Here is a 16,079-nt window from a genome sequence, read left to right as displayed (position 1 = left end):
GTTGTGAATACCTATTACTGCGTAGAAATCGACCACATCGCAGGTTTTCTGGTGCGGGATTACGCAGTTATACTGAACTTGGGGGCATGGCGGTCATCTGGGGATGAAGTTGCCGGACAGTGTGGTCTTTGATTTCCGCCTCAAAACCGCATATCGATTCGCCATGGGTCAGTTGCGCCGCATTCTACGTCCGGACTATGCTCAGAAGCTGTCGCTTCTGGCGGCCATTCCGCTGATTTTGGCCGTGGCCGCGATTGCAGCCATTGTCGCCTATCAGTCCCGGGTTCTGGCCGAGCGTGAAGTTCAATCGCTGGAACATCAGTTGCTTGAGGCCAAGAAGGCCGAATTACGCAACTATGTCACCCAGGCGCGCAACGGGTTTTACTTCATCTATGGTCTGGCCGCCCCTGACGATGATCTGGCCAAAACTGAAGTGGCACAAATTCTGGCCGCGATGATCTATGGCACTGAGGGGTCCTTTTTTGTCTACGACTATGACGGGATGAACCTTGTTAACCCACGTCGCACCGGTTTGATCGGTAATGACCTGTCCGGCCTGACCGATAGCGCAGGCACGCCGATTGTTGATGAGCTGATCAACTTGGCACGGCAAGGGTCCGGGTATCACACGTTTCTCTGGCCGAAACCCTCCACAGGCGAAGAGGCTTTGATGGTGGCCTATGTTCTGGGGTTGCAGGATTGGCGATGGGCCGTTGGAACCGGCGTTTTTATCGACGACGTGCTGGCCACGGTCGCCTCGGCCCGGGCCGAAGTGGAAAACCGGGTGCGCACGACATTCATTTACATCGGTGTCATTACATTGCTGGCGCTGTTCATCGTGTTCGTATCCGGAATGCTGCTGAACATCCGGGAACGGCGTCTGGCCGATGCCAAGTTGAAAGAACTGACCCAAAGGGTCTTTGACGCCCAGGAAGAAGAACGCGGACGTGTGGCGCGCGAATTGCATGACGGGATCAGCCAAATTCTGGTTGGGGTTCGCTATACGCTGGACAACGCGCGTCGCCGCCTGGGGCGTGATGACCAAAAAGGCGCCCTGCCCCCCTTGGACAAAGGGATCGAAAACCTGGGGACCGCCATTACCGAAGTCCGCCGGATCAGCCGCGACCTGCGCCCCGGTGTTCTGGATGACCTTGGGCTTGGGCCTGCGGTCAAGGCGCTTGCCGATGATTTCCGCGAACGCACCGGTATAGACACCGATTTCGCCACTGTGGTGTTTCGCAATCGACTTGATCAGGACAGCAAAACCGCGCTCTACCGGATCGCGCAAGAGGCGCTGACCAATATCGAACGTCACTCGGGCGCGACCAAGGTCACGATTGATCTGCGCGGGCACAAGACCGGGGCAACGCTCAGGATTTCGGACAATGGCCGTGGTCTGGTGACCGGGTCCGAGCGCGACAAGGCCGGTTTGGGCTTGCGCAACATGCAGGAACGGATCGAACAGCTTGACGGCACATTGCGTATTCTGTCATCACGCGGCGCTGACAGCGGCACCGTGATCGAAGCACGCGTTCCGCTTAGCCATCTGCTCCCACCCGAGGATGCAGGTGTCACGCAATTGGAGGCCAAAGCATGACATCCCCGGTTCGGGTTCTGATCGTCGATGACCACCCGATGGTGGCCGAAGGCATCCAGTCGATTCTGGAAAGCTATGACGATGTTGATGTCGTTGCGACGCTGTGCAACGGACAGGAAGCCGTCGATCAGGCTTTGGATTTGCAACCGGATGTGATCCTGATGGATCTGAACATGCCCGAACTGGGGGGGCTGTCGGCGACTGAAATTCTGCTGGAACGCGCCCCCGACACGCGGATCCTGATCCTGTCGATGCATGACAGCCCCGAATACATCTCATCCGCACTCAGCCATGGGGCGATGGGCTATGTCTTGAAGGACGTGCCGACAGAAGAGATCAAGCAAGCCATCGATACGGTGATGCGCGGAGAAAGATATCTGTGCACCGGGGCCAAGGGATCTTTGGAGCCGAAAGAGACCGGAGGTCGCGAGGCACTGACCGGTCGCGAGCAGACCATTTTACTGCAGCTGGCGCAGGGAAAGTCCAACAAGGAAGTTGCCATCGCGCTTGATATTTCGGTCCGCACGGTCGAAACCCATCGCAAGAACATCAAGCGCAAGCTGGGCATATCCTCGACCGCCGGGCTGACCCGCTATGCGTTGGAACACGGCGTTCTGCAGGGCACCAGCGTCAAGTTCTGAGGTGCGGGATTGCGCAAACGGGCCGCAACACGCTGCCGCTACGTTAACATTTCGGTGATCTGCCGCGCTTTGGCGTCGGATTTCGTTGACGAACTGTAACACAGTGCGGGTAGACTGAGTGCAGCCACAAACCGCAGCCACCATTTTTAAGGACCCCACATCATGCGTTATGCCATTATTGCCGCTCTTATCGCCGCCCCGACCCTATCGCTGGCCGGACCTGCCGAAGATACTGTTGCTGCACGTCAAGGGTATTTCAAACTGGTTGGTGCCAATATGGGCGCTTTGGCGGGGATGGCCAAAGGCAAGATCGAATATGATGCTGCGGCGGCCCAGACGGCAGCAGACAACCTTGTCACACTCACAAAATATGACCTGACACATCTGTTTGCGCCGGGCACATCGTCCAGCGATATGAAAGACACGCGCGCCCTGGCAAAGATCTGGGATGATTTCCCAGGTGTTCAGGACAAAGCAGGCGCCTTTGCATCGGCCGCGGCCGAAATGCAGACCCTGGCAGGTCAGGGCAAAGCCGAAATGACCTCTGCCTTGGGAACCCTTGGCGGTGCGTGTAAAGGGTGCCACGACAATTATCGCGCCGACTAAGGGCTGATATTCGTGTCCGACCAGATCCCCGAGGGCGTTAAACGGGTAAAGCTCTGGGACATTGGCTTGCGCCTGTTTCACTGGTCGCTGGCGATCTGTGTTTGTGCGGCTTGGTATCTGGGGCAGTTTGGCCCCAATATCATGACGCTTCATTTCTATGTCGGATACACGGTCATCGCGCTGTTGGTGTTCCGCGTGGTCTGGGGGCTGGTTGGCCCGGCCCCTGCCCGCTTTTCCCATTTCATCTATGGCCCGGCGACGACGGCGCGGTACGTCGCAACATTGAAAGATCGCAAACCTTCTTATTGGCCCGGTCACAATCCGGTTGGGGCCTTGTCGGTGTTCGCCCTGCTCGCGGCATTGATCATTCAGGTGTCGACCGGCCTGTTTGCTGATCCAGATGATTACATCAATGTGGGTCCGCTGGCCGATATGGTCAGCTCGGAAACCAATCGCACCGCGACCTGGGTCCACAACAGAGTGAAATGGCTGATCCTTGTGCTGGTGCTTTTGCACATCGCGGCCATCGTCTTTTACAAGCGCTATAAAGGCGAAAATCTGGTCACGCCGATGATCACCGGATGGAAGCTGGTCCGCCAACCCAAGGACTGATCAAGCCACGCAACGCCCCTTTTATCGTTTTGTCCCGGCTCAAATCGACGGAAGCACCCTGACAGGGGCTTTTCCCCCGGTCTGGCTTGCACTAAACCCTTGCCAACTTCCACATCTGGGGACTCACAAGAATGCAAGAACCGGCCATCACGCCCGACCTGATCGCAAGCCATGGGCTCAAACCGGATGAGTACGACCGCATTCTCGACATCATAGGACGCGAACCCAGCTTTACCGAGCTGGGTATTTTCTCGGCCATGTGGAACGAACACTGTTCTTACAAGTCCTCAAAAAAGTGGCTGCGCACCTTGCCGACCGAAGGCCCGCAAGTGATCTGTGGCCCGGGCGAAAACGCCGGGATTGTCGATATCGGTGATGGTCAGGCCGTGGTGTTCAAGATGGAAAGCCACAATCACCCGTCGTATATCGAACCCTATCAGGGCGCGGCGACCGGTGTTGGCGGTATTTTGCGCGATGTCTTCACAATGGGCGCGCGGCCCATCGCATCGATGAACGCGCTCAGCTTTGGTGAAACCTCGCACCCCAAGACCCGGCAGCTGGTCAATGGTGTGGTCGAAGGTATCGGCGGCTATGGCAACTGTTTCGGCGTGCCTTGCGCAGGTGGCGAAGTGCGCTTTCACCCAGCCTACAACGGCAATTGCCTTGTAAACGCCTTTGCCGCCGGGTTGGCGGATGCGGACAAGATCTTTTATTCTGCGGCCTCAGGCATCGGGATGCCGGTTGTGTACCTTGGTGCAAAAACCGGACGCGACGGCGTTGGCGGGGCCACCATGGCCTCGGCCGAGTTCGATGATACGATCGAAGAAAAGCGCCCCACTGTTCAGGTTGGTGATCCGTTCACCGAAAAGCGCCTTATGGAAGCCACGCTTGAGCTGATGGCAACCGGGGCCGTGATTTCGATCCAGGATATGGGCGCGGCTGGCCTGACCTGTTCAGCCGTCGAGATGGGCGACAAGGGCAAACTGGGCGTCCGGCTTGACCTCGAAAAGGTTCCCTGCCGCGAAGAAAACATGACCGCCTATGAAATGATGCTGTCAGAGTCGCAGGAACGGATGCTGATGGTCCTGAAACCCGAGCTTGAGGCTGAAGCCAAAGCGGTGTTCGACAAATGGGATCTGGATTTCGCAATCGTCGGGGAAACCATCGCCGAAGACCGCTTCCTGATCATGCACAACAACATCTGCAAAGCCGACCTGCCGCTGTCCAAGCTCAGTTCGGAAGCACCAGAATACGACCGCCCGTGGGTGCCAACACCCGAGGCTGAACCGCTGGCCGACGTGCCTCAGATCGACCCGATTGACGGTTTGAAGGCGCTGATCTCATCGCCCAACTATGCGGCCAAGCAATGGGTGTACGAGCAATACGACACGATGGTCATGGCCGACACCGTCCGCACGCCGGGTCTGGGTGCTGGCCTATTGCGTGTCCACGGCACAGATAAGGTGCTGTCGTTCACCAGCGACGTGACCCCGCGCTATGTCCGCGCCAACCCGTTCGAGGGCGGCAAGCAGGCCGTGGCCGAAGCCTATCGAAATCTGATAGCAACAGGCGCCAAGCCATTGGCAACAACAGATAACATGAACTTCGGAAATCCCGAAAAGCCCGAGATCATGGGCCAGTTCGTTGGTGCGATCAAAGGCATTGGCGAAGCCTGTTTAGCGCTTGATATGCCCATCGTGTCGGGCAACGTGTCGCTGTACAACGAAACTGACGGCGAAGGCATTCTTCCGACCCCCACCATCGGCGCTGTCGGCCTGATCGAAAACGCCGAAGACGTGATCGGATGCGAAGTCCGCGACGGGCATGTGTTGCTTCTGGTTGGTGAAACCACCGGGCATCTGGGTCAGTCCGCCCTTCTGGCCGAAGTGTTCAACCGCGAAGACGGCGATGCCCCTGCAGTCGATCTGGACGCAGAAAAAACAAACGGCGACTTCATTCGCGACAACCACGAATTCATCAAAGGCTGCACTGATCTGTCCGATGGCGGGCTGGTTCTGGCTGCGTTCGAACTGGCCGAAGGCGCTGGTGTCGGTGTTCAACTGGATGACGCGACAACCGAAATCCTGTTTGGCGAAGATCAGGCCCGTTACCTGATCGCCTGCAATTTCGATCAGGCCGAGGCGCTGATGATCGTTGCGGGTCAGGCGGGCGTGTCAATCAGTTCGGTCGGCAAGTTCACGGGTGACACAGTCCGCATCGGCAGCAGCGAAGCCCCGCTTGCCGAATTGAGCGACCTGTTCCGCAGCAGCTTTGCTGCGGCAATCGCCTGACGCATCTGTACCGTTTCACCTTGAAAAGGCGCAGATCACTTGCACCTATAGCGGTGACGACCTAGTTTTGAACAAGACGTATCAGGAGACTGCCGCATGGCAATGCAAGCCCATGAAATCGAACAGTTGATCCGCGCCGGGTTTCCCGACGCCAAGATCACCATCACCGACCTTGCTGGCGATGGAAACCACTGGGCCGCCGAGGTGGTGGATGCCAGCTTTCAGGGGATGAGCCGGATTCAGCAGCAGAGGGCTGTCAACGCGACCGTCAAGGCCGATATCGACAGCGGCAAACTGCATGCCTTGGCCCTGACCACCAAGGCGCCCGACTAAATGTCGTCTTTCGGGTTCATAGCGACAGTATCAACGCTGATCGTTGTGATCCTGCTGGCCCGGGCGCTTTACGTAGTCCGGCGTGAGGCCGCTCAAGGTCCGATGCGCGGCTCCGAACCCGGAGAGGGCTATCATACGATCAATGCGGAATATTCGTCGGGGTTGGGCGGACATCATACGACGTATGAAATCCCTCGTGATCCACAAGAATACAACCGCCTGTTCGTGCCCAAAGGCACCGAACGGACAGAGAAATGAATGGTGAACCGGTTGGCACACCCGATGGTGAACCATGATGCTTGCGATGGCCGATACCTTGGAGTCTCTGAGGTGGTGCCCGGACATCATCGGATTTCTACGCCATGGCCCCCGCTATTGGCGTGTCATGCGCGCGATCAAACGTCGCGCTTACGAACGGAGTAAAATATGACCGATACCAAGACCCAGATCGCCGAAACCGTAAAAGCCAATGACGTTGTGCTGTTCATGAAGGGCACCAAGGAAATGCCGCAATGCGGGTTCTCGTCCCGCGTGGCCGGCGTGCTGAACTATATGGGCGTAGATTTCGCCGATGTGAACGTTCTGGCCGACGAAGCCATCCGTGGCGGGATCAAGGAATTTTCCGACTGGCCGACCATTCCGCAGCTTTACGTCAAAGGCGAATTTGTCGGCGGCTGTGACATCATCACCGAGATGACACTGTCCGGCGAACTGGACCAGCTTTTCGAAGACAATGACGTCACATACGACAAAGACGCTGCGGATAAGATCCGCGAAGCAAACGGCTGATTTTTAATGAAAAAGTTCCGGCCTTACGGGCCGGAACTGATCTTTGCGGATGTCGTTCATCGTGAGTGGTCAGGCTTTGCCAACCATCCGCAAAAGTGTGAAATCCCGGTTGATGAAGTGATGCTTCAGAGCGCCTGCCACGTGTAACACCGTAGCCCCGATCAGCAGCATCGCGAACACGCCTTGCACACCATAGGCCACATCGTGAATCCATTCGATCTTGGGGCCCGCCGGAATGGCAAACAGGCCAAAGAACGACGTTTCGCGCCCACCATATGCTGATCCAATCAAACCGGACACGGGCATGATCACGATGCCGATAAGCAGAACCCAATGCACCACGCGCGCGAACACGGCCTGCATCCCATGCGTCACCTCTTCCGGGAAGCCCTGCGCCAATCGCCATCCAACACGCCACGTTCCAAAGAACAGCACCAGCAACCCGATGCTTTTGTGAATCCCGACAATGGCCCCCCGATCCGGGCTGGGTGGCATGATTTTGAAAACGTAGATGCCCATCGCCAGCATCCCGATCATCAAAGCGGCCACGATCCAATGGTTCAGACGCGACATGAAATCATAGCTATACAATCTTCTGACAGCAGCCATCGGTAACTCCTTGTGACGTGCAATTCACCCCTTACACGCGCAAGCCGGGCAATTCCGTCGCAAGAATTCTGGTACGTCTGACAGTCGGGTCGCTTATAGGAAGATCAGAGACCCGTCTTCAACCATATCGGCCACTGTCAAAGAGTCGTCGACATCGACGAGGGTCAGGAACAAAACGGCACCGTCATCCGTGTCCAGATACAATTTCGCTTTGCCCTGATTTATCTGCATGGTCACCAGTTCGGGCAAATCGACCCGAGAATACCCAAGAGAAGCATCCCGTTTAATCAAAAGGCTATCCTGCTCAACATCGAAGAAGTAGATGACGTCAGATCCGTTCAACATGTCTTCGATGTCAAACCTCACCTGGTTGTGTCCTTCCCCCAGAATGATGGTGTCATCGCCCTGCCCGCCGGTGATCTGATCATCGCCAGCACCGGCCCGGATCGAATCCTTGCCGCCATCACCAAACAGAATGTCATTGCCGTCATCGCCAAGGAGCTCGTCATTGCCCAACCCACCAAACAGCCGGTCATCGCCGCGATCCCCGAGAAGAAGGTCGTGGCCAAGGCCGCCGCGAAAAACGTCGTCCAAGAGCCAGCCGATCAGTATGTCGTTGTCGCCACCGCCAAAGCCCCGGACCGATCCGTGTTTGGCGTTCAGAACATCTTCCCCCGTACCGCCGTACAACACGTTGAACCCGACGCCCCCGTCCAGATAATCATCTCCGGCGCGGCCATACAGGATGTCGTCACCGCCATCCCCGATCAGGCTGTCATTTCCGTCTGCCCCATCCAGCCGGTCATTGCCCCGGTATCCAAAAACGATCTCGTCGGCGTCTGTTCCGAAAAACCTGTTGCGGTCGTCGTGGTCGAAAAACACGTTCTCTGCCTGTTCAGGCTCAAGCACGGGGTCGTCGCCAGTGGCCAGATACCGCTCTGCCAGATTTCGGCCGATGTCGTACTGGCTGGCCGCGTCAAAATGCAGCCCGTCGATAAAACTGTAACCCGCCGTGCTGATCATCGTCACGTACTCATGGGTGCTGGCAAAGCTGTGCTGAATGTCGCGTATCGCGTTCAGATCATCGATCAGGAACGGGTCAGTGGTATGGGTTTCTTCCAGGAAGAAGACATCCACTGTTTGTCCCAATTCGATCTGCAGCTGCGAAAAGTAATCTTCCAGGTTTTCTTCATAGGTCGACAGGAATTTGCGATCGCCTCCTCCCTGCGACCAATAGAACCCTTCCAGAACCGGCGTGCCGCCATCGGCGATGACCTGTGCAATCAACGCCTGATAATCGGCGATCATGACATCAAAAAGCTCGCCATCCGAGTCGGGGTGCCAATCGGGCAAAGGGCCGACACGGTCAGGGGTAAGCGAGGTCCCGGACCAGGCTGTTTTCAGGACATAAAAGTCATCCACGCCATTTGCCTGCAGCGATTTGATAAACCCGTACTCAGGGCCGAAATTGGCAAGATTGTCAGGATCCTGCCCATTCTCAGACCGCACTTCCTGATCAAGATAGCTGTAATAGATCTTTTCTTTGACAGTTGCCGCGTCGACCGGAGTGTCGCCAAGCATCTTGCCGAACATATTCGACTGCCCGGCAAATATGAAAATCTTGACTTCGGTCGAGTCGGGCATGGTCTTTCCCCGCCATTGCTAAGGTTTAAACCGATCCCCGACCCCGAAGTCTTTGAGACACATCAATCCGCGTCGTTTATTCAGCTGTGCGGTCTTCGATCTCACCTGCCAGCGCTTCGGCGCGTGCAGCAATTTCGGCCAACGTATCGGTCACGGCATCAGGAACAACCGGGACTTCGACCCGCTCAGGCTCGGGCGCAGGAGCAGACTGCAATTCCGTCAATTCGGCCTCGCGCTGTTCAAGCTGGGCTTCAACTTCCTTGATGCGGTCTTCGACGGCGGCTGTTTTATCGGCCAGCAACAGGCCCGCCATCAGCAGCATCCGCGCTTCGGGCATGCGACCGATCTGGTCGGACAGAACCTGGGCTTCGTCATCCAGCATCTTGGCGGCGGAATGCAGAAACTCCTCTTCTCCCAATTGGCAAGAGACATCGAATCCACGACCGCCGATATGAATTGTCACTTCAGGCATTATTCGGCTTCTCCTTCAGGCAAGTTCGCCGCTTGGGCCAGCAGCGGTTCCAGTCGGGCCAGAACAGCCCCTGCTTCGGTCACGTCCGAGGCCCGGATCGCGCGCAGCCCTTCAAGCTCGGCCTGTAGCGCGGTGTTGATCAGGTCGGCGTCACCGACGCCAGCGGCATTGGCATCGCGCAGGGCAATGACCGCTTCGCGCAATTGATCGTTCGACTTGCGCAAACGCTGCATGTCGGCATCCAGATCCGCCATGGCGTCGGCCTGAACCCGATATTCAGTTTTCAACGTCGCAAGGTCGGTCTTCAGGGCTTCGGCTTCGGCGCTGCTGTCTGATCCTTCAAAATCGGCGCGCAACGACCCAACCTCGGCCATCTCGTCCAGTCGGGTCTGCAGTCTGGCGATCTCGTCCCGCAGGGCGTCGGTTTCGCTGGTATCCTCAAGCTGCGCATGAGCGGCTGCCAGCTCGGCTTTCAACGCTTCGGCTTCCCCGGACCCGCCGAGCGCCGCTTTGGCGTCGTCCAATTCAGCCTGCAAGGCTTCGACCTTGCCGGCGTCAGACTTCAGATTTTCCAGTTCGGCCTTTAAGGCATCGACATCCTGCCCATGCTGTCGCGCCTCGGCCAGTTCGTCGGCATGGCGCGCTTTCAGCCTTTTCAGACGCTCCTGCAGTTGGGCGCTGACAAGCTTTTCTTCTTCCAGCGCAACTGTCAGCTCAGCGTCCGCTTCGGCGCTGGCCTGGCTTTGCGCCGCTGTATCTGCCGCAGTGGACAAAACCGCGACACCTTTGCCGATCCGCTCCATCGCAGCGGTGATCCGGCTTTGCAATTCCTCAATCTGACTCATGCCTCGCACCTTCCTTACCGGTTGGTTTGCTGTTTTTTTGCCTGTGGCGGCTCCGAAAGGCCCAAGTCGGCGAATCGGGCTGACGCCAATTTCTGCTTAGTCTACCTAATGCGCAGGAAAAATACCCCCCTGTTTGCTTTCAAGCACTTGCGGCCCTCACCTGATGTAGCACGAACAGCCTAAGACCCGTTGCGGGTTGAACTTTGCAGAGGCACTGCTATTAGCAAAAAAACAGCTTTTAACGCCAAAGGATACCACCCGTGGATCTTACTGCCCTGCGCACCGCAAATCCCGACCATTGGACCAAGGCCGCCGCTATCCGCGCGCTGACGCTCGACGCCATTCATGCAGCAAATTCCGGCCACTCGGGCATGCCCATGGGCATGGCCGATGTCGCGACCGTTTTGTTCGAAAAACATCTCAAGTTTGATGCATCCGCCCCGAACTGGCCGGACCGTGACCGGTTTATCCTGTCAGCGGGCCACGGGTCGATGCTGCTGTATTCGCTGCTGCACCTGACCGGTTATCAGGACATGACGCTTGAGCAGATCAAAAACTTCCGACAGTGGGGCGCCAAAACCGCAGGCCATCCGGAATATGGCCACGCCACCGGGATCGAAACCACCACCGGCCCGCTGGGTCAGGGCATTGCAAATTCGGTCGGCTTTGCCATCGCCGAAGAAGTTCAGCGCGCCCGGTTCGGTAAGAAGTTGGTCGATCACCATACATATGTCATCGCGGGCGACGGATGCCTGATGGAAGGTGTCAGTCAGGAAGCTATCGCTCTGGCCGGACGGCAGGAACTTGGTAAACTGATCGTCCTGTGGGACAACAACAACATCACCATCGACGGCACCGTCGATATTGCTGACCGCACCGATCAGGTCCTGCGCTTTAAGGCATCTGGCTGGCAGGTTCTGGAAATCGACGGTCACGATCCGCAGGCCATCGACGAGGCGCTGACCGAGGCCAAGAAGGGCAAAAAGCCCACGATGATCGCCTGCAAGACCCATATCGCGATCGGGTCTTCGGCTCAGGATACATCCAAAGGCCACGGTGCCCTGACGGATGAGACCCTGATCGCTGATGCCAAAGCAAATTATGGCTGGACGGCACCCGCCTTTATTATTCCCGAAGACGTCAAGTCGGCATGGGAAACCATCGGGGTCCGCGGTGCCGAAGAACGCGCCCAGTGGGAAGGCCGACTGGCCGAAGCCTCAGACCGTCGTCGCGCCGATTTCGAACGCGCCTATGCCGGGGATGCACCGAAGAAACTGGCGGGCACCATCCGCGCACTGAAACGGCAAATGGCCGAATCTGCCCCCAAGGTCGCAACGCGCAAAAGCTCGGAAATGGTACTGGAAGTGGTCAACCCGATCATGCCCGAAACCGTTGGTGGATCAGCGGATCTGACCGGATCGAACAACACCAAGACCGCAGATCTGGGCATCTTCCTGCCGGAGAACCGCAAAGGCCGGTACATCCATTTTGGCATTCGCGAACATGGCATGGCCGCCGCGATGAACGGCATGGTCCTGCATGGCGGCGTGCGTCCCTATGGTGGCACATTCATGGCGTTCACCGACTATGCGCGCCCCTCGATGCGCCTTGCTGCACTGATGGGAATCCCGACCGTCTTCGTGATGACCCATGACTCGATCGGTTTGGGCGAAGATGGCCCAACCCACCAGCCGGTCGAACATCTGGCCATCAGCCGTGCCACGCCCAACACCTATGTGATGCGCCCTGCCGACACCGTGGAAACGGCCGAAGCCTGGGAAATTGCGCTGACGTCAAAGACCACGCCGACCGTGCTGTCGCTGACCCGTCAGGGCCTGCCGACCCTGCGCACCGACTATAAACAGACCAACCTGACGGCGCGCGGAGCCTATGTTCTGGCCGATGCAGAAGCTGGCAAGCGGCGCGTGATCCTGATCGCAACCGGATCCGAGGTTGCCATCGCCATGGAGGCCCGCGCCACGCTGGAAGCCGAAGGCATTGGCACCCGCGTGGTTTCGATGCCGTGCATGGAGCTGTTCGCAGAACAGGACGAAGCCTATCGCCGCAAGGTTCTGCCCGCTGGACCCGTTCGCATCGGCATTGAAGCCGCTGTGCGCGATGGCGGCTGGGATCGCTGGTTGCTGGGGGAACGCGGACGCGAACCCAAAGCGGCCTTCATCGGTATGGCCGGGTTTGGCGCATCTGCGCCTGCAAACGAGCTGTATGAAAAGTTCGGCATCACCGCAGACGCAACAGCGGCCAAGGCCAAAGACCTGCTGAGCTGACGCCCCGGGCTTTGAAGTGAATGATTGGAATTGCCCCGGCCTTGTGCCGGGGTTTTTCGTTTTGGGCGTGCACTCGGCGGTGCTGCCTCGTCCCCGATTCAATCGGGGAACTTCCCGGAGTGCTTTGGAAGATGAAGCGAACCGGAGCCTGCGGTGAGATGTCAGATAAAAATGATCACCGATTGCATGCCTTCGACAATCAGGTCGCCATCCGTGTTCCAGATCCGCATGACCTGCGAGCTGTACCCATCGTGGGCCACAGACAGGTCGGACTCGATCATGTACCAACCATCGCGCGTCGCAAGATCGTCGGTCAACACGTTGCAAATCCACGTCATCGACGAATTCGGTCCGACGGTTTTACACATCGAGAAAACCGCAGGCGGAAGCATATCCGCGATGGACAGCAGCCCTTCGATCGTGCCCCGCGCGGCTGGGTCTTTGTGGCGCGCCCAGACCCGTACATACCCGCGATCAGCCCCGGCAAACGGACGATCCCCTTCGATCAGTTTGGAGTCGAAGTTCTCAAAAAACCGCGCCGGAAGCCGGGTCATGTTGGGCGGAAAGAAATCCTCGGTTTCTTCTGGCGGCGTCGACGGTTTGGACGGGCATGTCAACGAAACATGGCTATCCTGAGACGCCCCGAAGGAAAACGTGCCGGTTGCGACGACCTTTCCGTCGATCTCGGCCCGGCTGCTGATCGTGGTCACGTTGCGCCCCTGTCGCAATACTTCGGTTTGGATCGTGGGCGGCGCGACAACGGGAGCGGTGAAGTTGATCAGGGCAGACCGCAGCGGCGGCAGGTCAACGAGCCCATACCGCGCGCCCGCCAGCAACAGCCCTGCAGAAAACCCGCCATACGCCGTGCGTCCCTGTGTCCAGTTTTCGGCGATCGGAAACACCAGCCCAGGTTCGGTTTCCTGCACCGCGCTTAGCACGTCGGTAAATGTCAGATCGGTCATGCGCGTATTCTCCTGTCCCTGCCTGCGACCCTACCCAGAAGGACGCCGCGAACCGAATAGGAACCTTGCGTCAGTGTGCGGCGGATTTTCCGGTAATCGCCCCGATCATTGGCGCAAGGACCTTGGTCGCGACGGGGATCAGTACAAAGCCAAGCGCCAGACCGAACACGCCGTCCATTCCGGCCTTTGCGACCCATTCCACAAAGCCAGTGTACTGAGCCGGCACCGCATGGCCCACGGCATAAGCCCAGTCATGGATGTGATGACCAAGCCAGCCAAAACCCAACTCTTCCATCCCGTGAATCACGATGGATCCGCCGACCCAAAGCATCGCGGCCGTGCCGACAATTGTCAGCAATTTCATAAAGCTAGGCATCGCCTTGACCAAGCCACGCCCCAACCAACGGGTGATCCCCAGGCGGCCATTTTGGGCGGCGTACAGGCCAACATCATCGGCTTTCACGATCAGCGCCACGCTTCCATAAACGGCTACGGTAATGCCGATCCCGACCAGGGCCAGCGTTGCGGCTTCCATCCAGATGTTGTTGTCGGGAATCGCGGCGAGGGAGATGGTCATGATTTCGGCGGAGAGGATGAAGTCGGTCTTGATGGCACCTGCGGCTTTCTTTTCTTCCAAATGGGCCGGGTCGCCGGGTTCGTCCTCTTTGAACACATGGGTTTGATCATGGGGCACAAGGACGTGATAGACCTTTTCCGCGCCTTCAAAACACAGGTAGGCCCCACCCAGCATCAACAGCGGAGAGATCGCCCAAGGTGCGAATTCGGCCAGCAACAATCCCGCAGGTAACAGGTATAACAGCTTGTTTTTAAACGACCCTTTGGCAATTCTCCAAATGATCGGCAGTTCGCGTTTGGCCTCAAAACCGTGCAGGTATTTTGGCGTGACGGCCGCATCGTCGATCACCGCCCCGGCGGCCTTGGCGCCTGCCTTGGCGGCTTGGGCTGCGACATCGTCAATCGATGCGGCAGCCACTTTGGCGATACCCGCCACATCATCCAGAAGTGCCAGAAGACCGCTCATGACATACTCTTTCTCTACTCGAAACCTTTGCCCTCATAACGCGGAAACCCCCGGGGGTTAAGCGAATTTTGACCGTTTTGTACATGGTGTGGGGGCAGTGTGTTCCGTTTTGTACAAAAGGAATTGTCGGGATTTTCCCCGTGATCAGGGATGTTCAGTGCCCTTGGGCGGCGAGAGCCCGGATTTGGCCACGCGGATTTTGACTTTGGGACTTTCAACTCCGACTGCTTGAGAGATCCCCGCGATGCGTTGGAGACCGATTCAGGAAATTCCAGGACGTCACAACACCGGTCACAGAGGGCGGAGACCGGCCATTCGCTGCGCCTGCAAACCAACTCTGCCGAGACACTGGAAGCCGACATTCACATTCGCTTGAAACTGAGATGTTCTCTGCACTGCCGCAAGGCGGCTTCTAGCCTTGATCCGTCGCTGCTGATTTTCGCTGTAAATGGCAAGTTCAAGGCCGAAGGCGGCAGGAAACAATGCCCTTTCAAAAAGATTAAGATATAATTGATGGAGTGCAGACTTTACAATTGGATGGAACATGGCGGACGTATTCGACACGATTGGTAAATGGCTTCTGAACCAGGCCATTGAGGACGCCGATCTCTCTGAAACGCTGGACGAGTTAGGCAAACGGCTTGTCGCCGCGGGCGTGCCGGTTTGCCGTATCGTTATCGGTAGGGGTATGGCGCATCCAGTCATCGGCTTAGCAACACTAGAATGGACCCCGGACCACCGGAACGTTGACATCACGTTCACCCCGCCATCGCAACTTATCAGAGAAGAGGTGCTAGCCACTCCTTTCGGACATCTGTCACTCACAGAGGAGAAAGTCATTTCAGCGCGATTGACAAACCCTGAGGAAGTCAAGCGGTTCTTGATCTTCGAAAAATTGTATGAACAGGGAGTCACGCACTACCTCGGTTTTGGTCGAAGCTTCACGCCGCCTGGAACACCGTTGCCTGCTTCTCCGATTGATTTGAAAGGTGCGGTTATTGCTTTTTGTACAAAGCGGCTTGCTGGTTTTTCGTCATCTGAACTCGACGGATTAGAGCGATTAATTTCTCCACTGTGTGTCTGTATACGCGTGGCAATCGACCGAATTTTGGTGTCAGAATTGCTGGATCGGTATCTGGGACCCATCTCAGGCTCTCGGGTTCTGAAGGGTCAAACGAGCCGTGGTGACGGCACCGAAATTGAGTGTGCCTTGTTTTACAGCGATATGAGAAATTCAGCAGAGTTTTCTCGCACAAAAAACATGGATGACTACCTAGGGTCAGGATGCATTGATTTTCGGCGCGCTGCGTGATTCACCGCTTCCAAAACGGAGCGGTGACATGTCTGATCT

16 protein-coding genes are annotated in these 16,079 nt (G+C 57.3%); 10 read left to right on the top strand and 6 right to left on the bottom strand.

Features of this window, described 5'->3' with window-relative positions; genetic code table 11:
* The first annotated feature begins 163 nt into the window (after positions 1 to 163).
* The 8 genes from FOY56_RS07275 to grxD all read left to right on the top strand — a co-directional run bounded on the left by FOY56_RS07275 (position 164) and on the right by grxD (position 6,869).
* Positions 164 to 1,597, top strand: coding sequence for a cache domain-containing protein (locus FOY56_RS07275; protein ID WP_146345660.1), 1,434 nt, complete (start codon positions 164 to 166; stop codon positions 1,595 to 1,597).
* Entirely contained in the window at positions 1,594 to 2,238 is a 645-nt protein-coding gene (locus FOY56_RS07270; RefSeq protein ID WP_146345182.1) for a response regulator transcription factor, read from the top strand. The genes FOY56_RS07275 and FOY56_RS07270 overlap by 4 nt, the downstream gene beginning before the upstream one ends.
* Positions 2,239 to 2,400: 162 nt before the next feature.
* Positions 2,401 to 2,844, top strand: coding sequence for a c-type cytochrome (locus FOY56_RS07265; RefSeq protein WP_146345181.1), 444 nt, complete (start codon positions 2,401 to 2,403; stop codon positions 2,842 to 2,844).
* Between the two features lie 12 nt (positions 2,845 to 2,856).
* Entirely contained in the window at positions 2,857 to 3,456 is a 600-nt protein-coding gene (locus tag FOY56_RS07260; RefSeq protein WP_246139436.1) for a cytochrome b/b6 domain-containing protein, read from the top strand.
* 131 nt (positions 3,457 to 3,587) lie between these two features.
* Positions 3,588 to 5,747 carry a phosphoribosylformylglycinamidine synthase subunit PurL gene (gene purL, locus FOY56_RS07255; protein ID WP_146345180.1) on the top strand — a complete coding sequence of 720 codons (2,160 nt, stop codon included), beginning with the start codon at positions 3,588 to 3,590 and terminating at the stop codon, positions 5,745 to 5,747.
* 96 nt (positions 5,748 to 5,843) lie between these two features.
* Positions 5,844 to 6,080 carry a BolA/IbaG family iron-sulfur metabolism protein gene (locus FOY56_RS07250; RefSeq protein WP_146345179.1) on the top strand — a complete coding sequence of 79 codons (237 nt, stop codon included), beginning with the start codon at positions 5,844 to 5,846 and terminating at the stop codon, positions 6,078 to 6,080.
* Positions 6,081 to 6,338, top strand: coding sequence for a hypothetical protein (locus tag FOY56_RS07245; RefSeq protein ID WP_146345178.1), 258 nt, complete (start codon positions 6,081 to 6,083; stop codon positions 6,336 to 6,338). It begins immediately after the preceding gene.
* A gap of 168 nt (positions 6,339 to 6,506) precedes the next feature.
* Positions 6,507 to 6,869: a Grx4 family monothiol glutaredoxin gene (gene grxD / locus FOY56_RS07240; protein WP_146345177.1), complete on the top strand. Its 363-nt coding sequence runs from the start codon at positions 6,507 to 6,509 to the stop codon at positions 6,867 to 6,869.
* Between the two features lie 69 nt (positions 6,870 to 6,938).
* Here the strand turns inward: grxD and FOY56_RS07235 are convergent, their stop codons facing one another.
* From FOY56_RS07235 to FOY56_RS07220, 4 genes are all read right to left on the bottom strand, one after another.
* Positions 6,939 to 7,478 carry a cytochrome b gene (locus FOY56_RS07235; RefSeq protein WP_146345176.1) on the bottom strand — a complete coding sequence of 180 codons (540 nt, stop codon included), beginning with the start codon at positions 7,476 to 7,478 and terminating at the stop codon, positions 6,939 to 6,941.
* A 93-nt stretch (positions 7,479 to 7,571) separates the two neighbouring features.
* The gene (locus FOY56_RS07230; protein ID WP_146345175.1) at positions 7,572 to 9,122 is read right to left on the bottom strand and encodes a sialate O-acetylesterase; all 1,551 of its coding nucleotides are present in this window, start codon (positions 9,120 to 9,122) and stop codon (positions 7,572 to 7,574) included.
* A gap of 76 nt (positions 9,123 to 9,198) precedes the next feature.
* Positions 9,199 to 9,594, bottom strand: a complete 396-nt coding sequence (locus FOY56_RS07225) for a cell division protein ZapA (protein ID WP_146345174.1) — start codon at positions 9,592 to 9,594, stop codon at positions 9,199 to 9,201.
* Positions 9,594 to 10,439: a coiled-coil domain-containing protein gene (locus tag FOY56_RS07220; RefSeq protein WP_146345173.1), complete on the bottom strand. Its 846-nt coding sequence runs from the start codon at positions 10,437 to 10,439 to the stop codon at positions 9,594 to 9,596. The genes FOY56_RS07225 and FOY56_RS07220 overlap by 1 nt, the downstream gene beginning before the upstream one ends.
* A gap of 260 nt (positions 10,440 to 10,699) precedes the next feature.
* Between FOY56_RS07220 and tkt the strand changes: the two genes are divergently transcribed.
* Positions 10,700 to 12,724, top strand: coding sequence for a transketolase (tkt, locus tag FOY56_RS07215; protein ID WP_146345172.1), 2,025 nt, complete (start codon positions 10,700 to 10,702; stop codon positions 12,722 to 12,724).
* A 161-nt stretch (positions 12,725 to 12,885) separates the two neighbouring features.
* Here tkt and FOY56_RS07210 read toward each other — a convergent pair whose 3' ends face one another.
* Together FOY56_RS07210 and FOY56_RS07205 are read right to left on the bottom strand one after the other, a co-directional pair.
* Positions 12,886 to 13,686 (bottom strand): thioesterase family protein, encoded by an 801-nt coding sequence (locus FOY56_RS07210; RefSeq protein WP_146345171.1) that lies wholly within the window; start codon positions 13,684 to 13,686, stop codon positions 12,886 to 12,888.
* 70 nt (positions 13,687 to 13,756) lie between these two features.
* On the bottom strand, positions 13,757 to 14,728 hold the full coding sequence (locus tag FOY56_RS07205; RefSeq protein ID WP_146345170.1) for a DUF808 domain-containing protein: 972 nt from the start codon (positions 14,726 to 14,728) through the stop codon (positions 13,757 to 13,759).
* 544 nt (positions 14,729 to 15,272) lie between these two features.
* On the opposite strand from FOY56_RS07205, the gene FOY56_RS07200 reads away from it, so the two are divergent.
* On the top strand, positions 15,273 to 16,040 hold the full coding sequence (locus tag FOY56_RS07200; protein ID WP_146345169.1) for a hypothetical protein: 768 nt from the start codon (positions 15,273 to 15,275) through the stop codon (positions 16,038 to 16,040).
* Positions 16,041 to 16,079: the final 39 nt, after the last annotated feature.

Source organism: Falsiphaeobacter marinintestinus (assembly GCF_007923355.1).
Classification (GTDB): Bacteria; Pseudomonadota; Alphaproteobacteria; order Rhodobacterales; family Rhodobacteraceae; genus Phaeobacter_A; species Phaeobacter_A marinintestinus.
The sequence above is the reverse complement of the archived record's forward strand: the minus strand, read 5'-3'. Positions and strand labels throughout refer to the sequence as shown.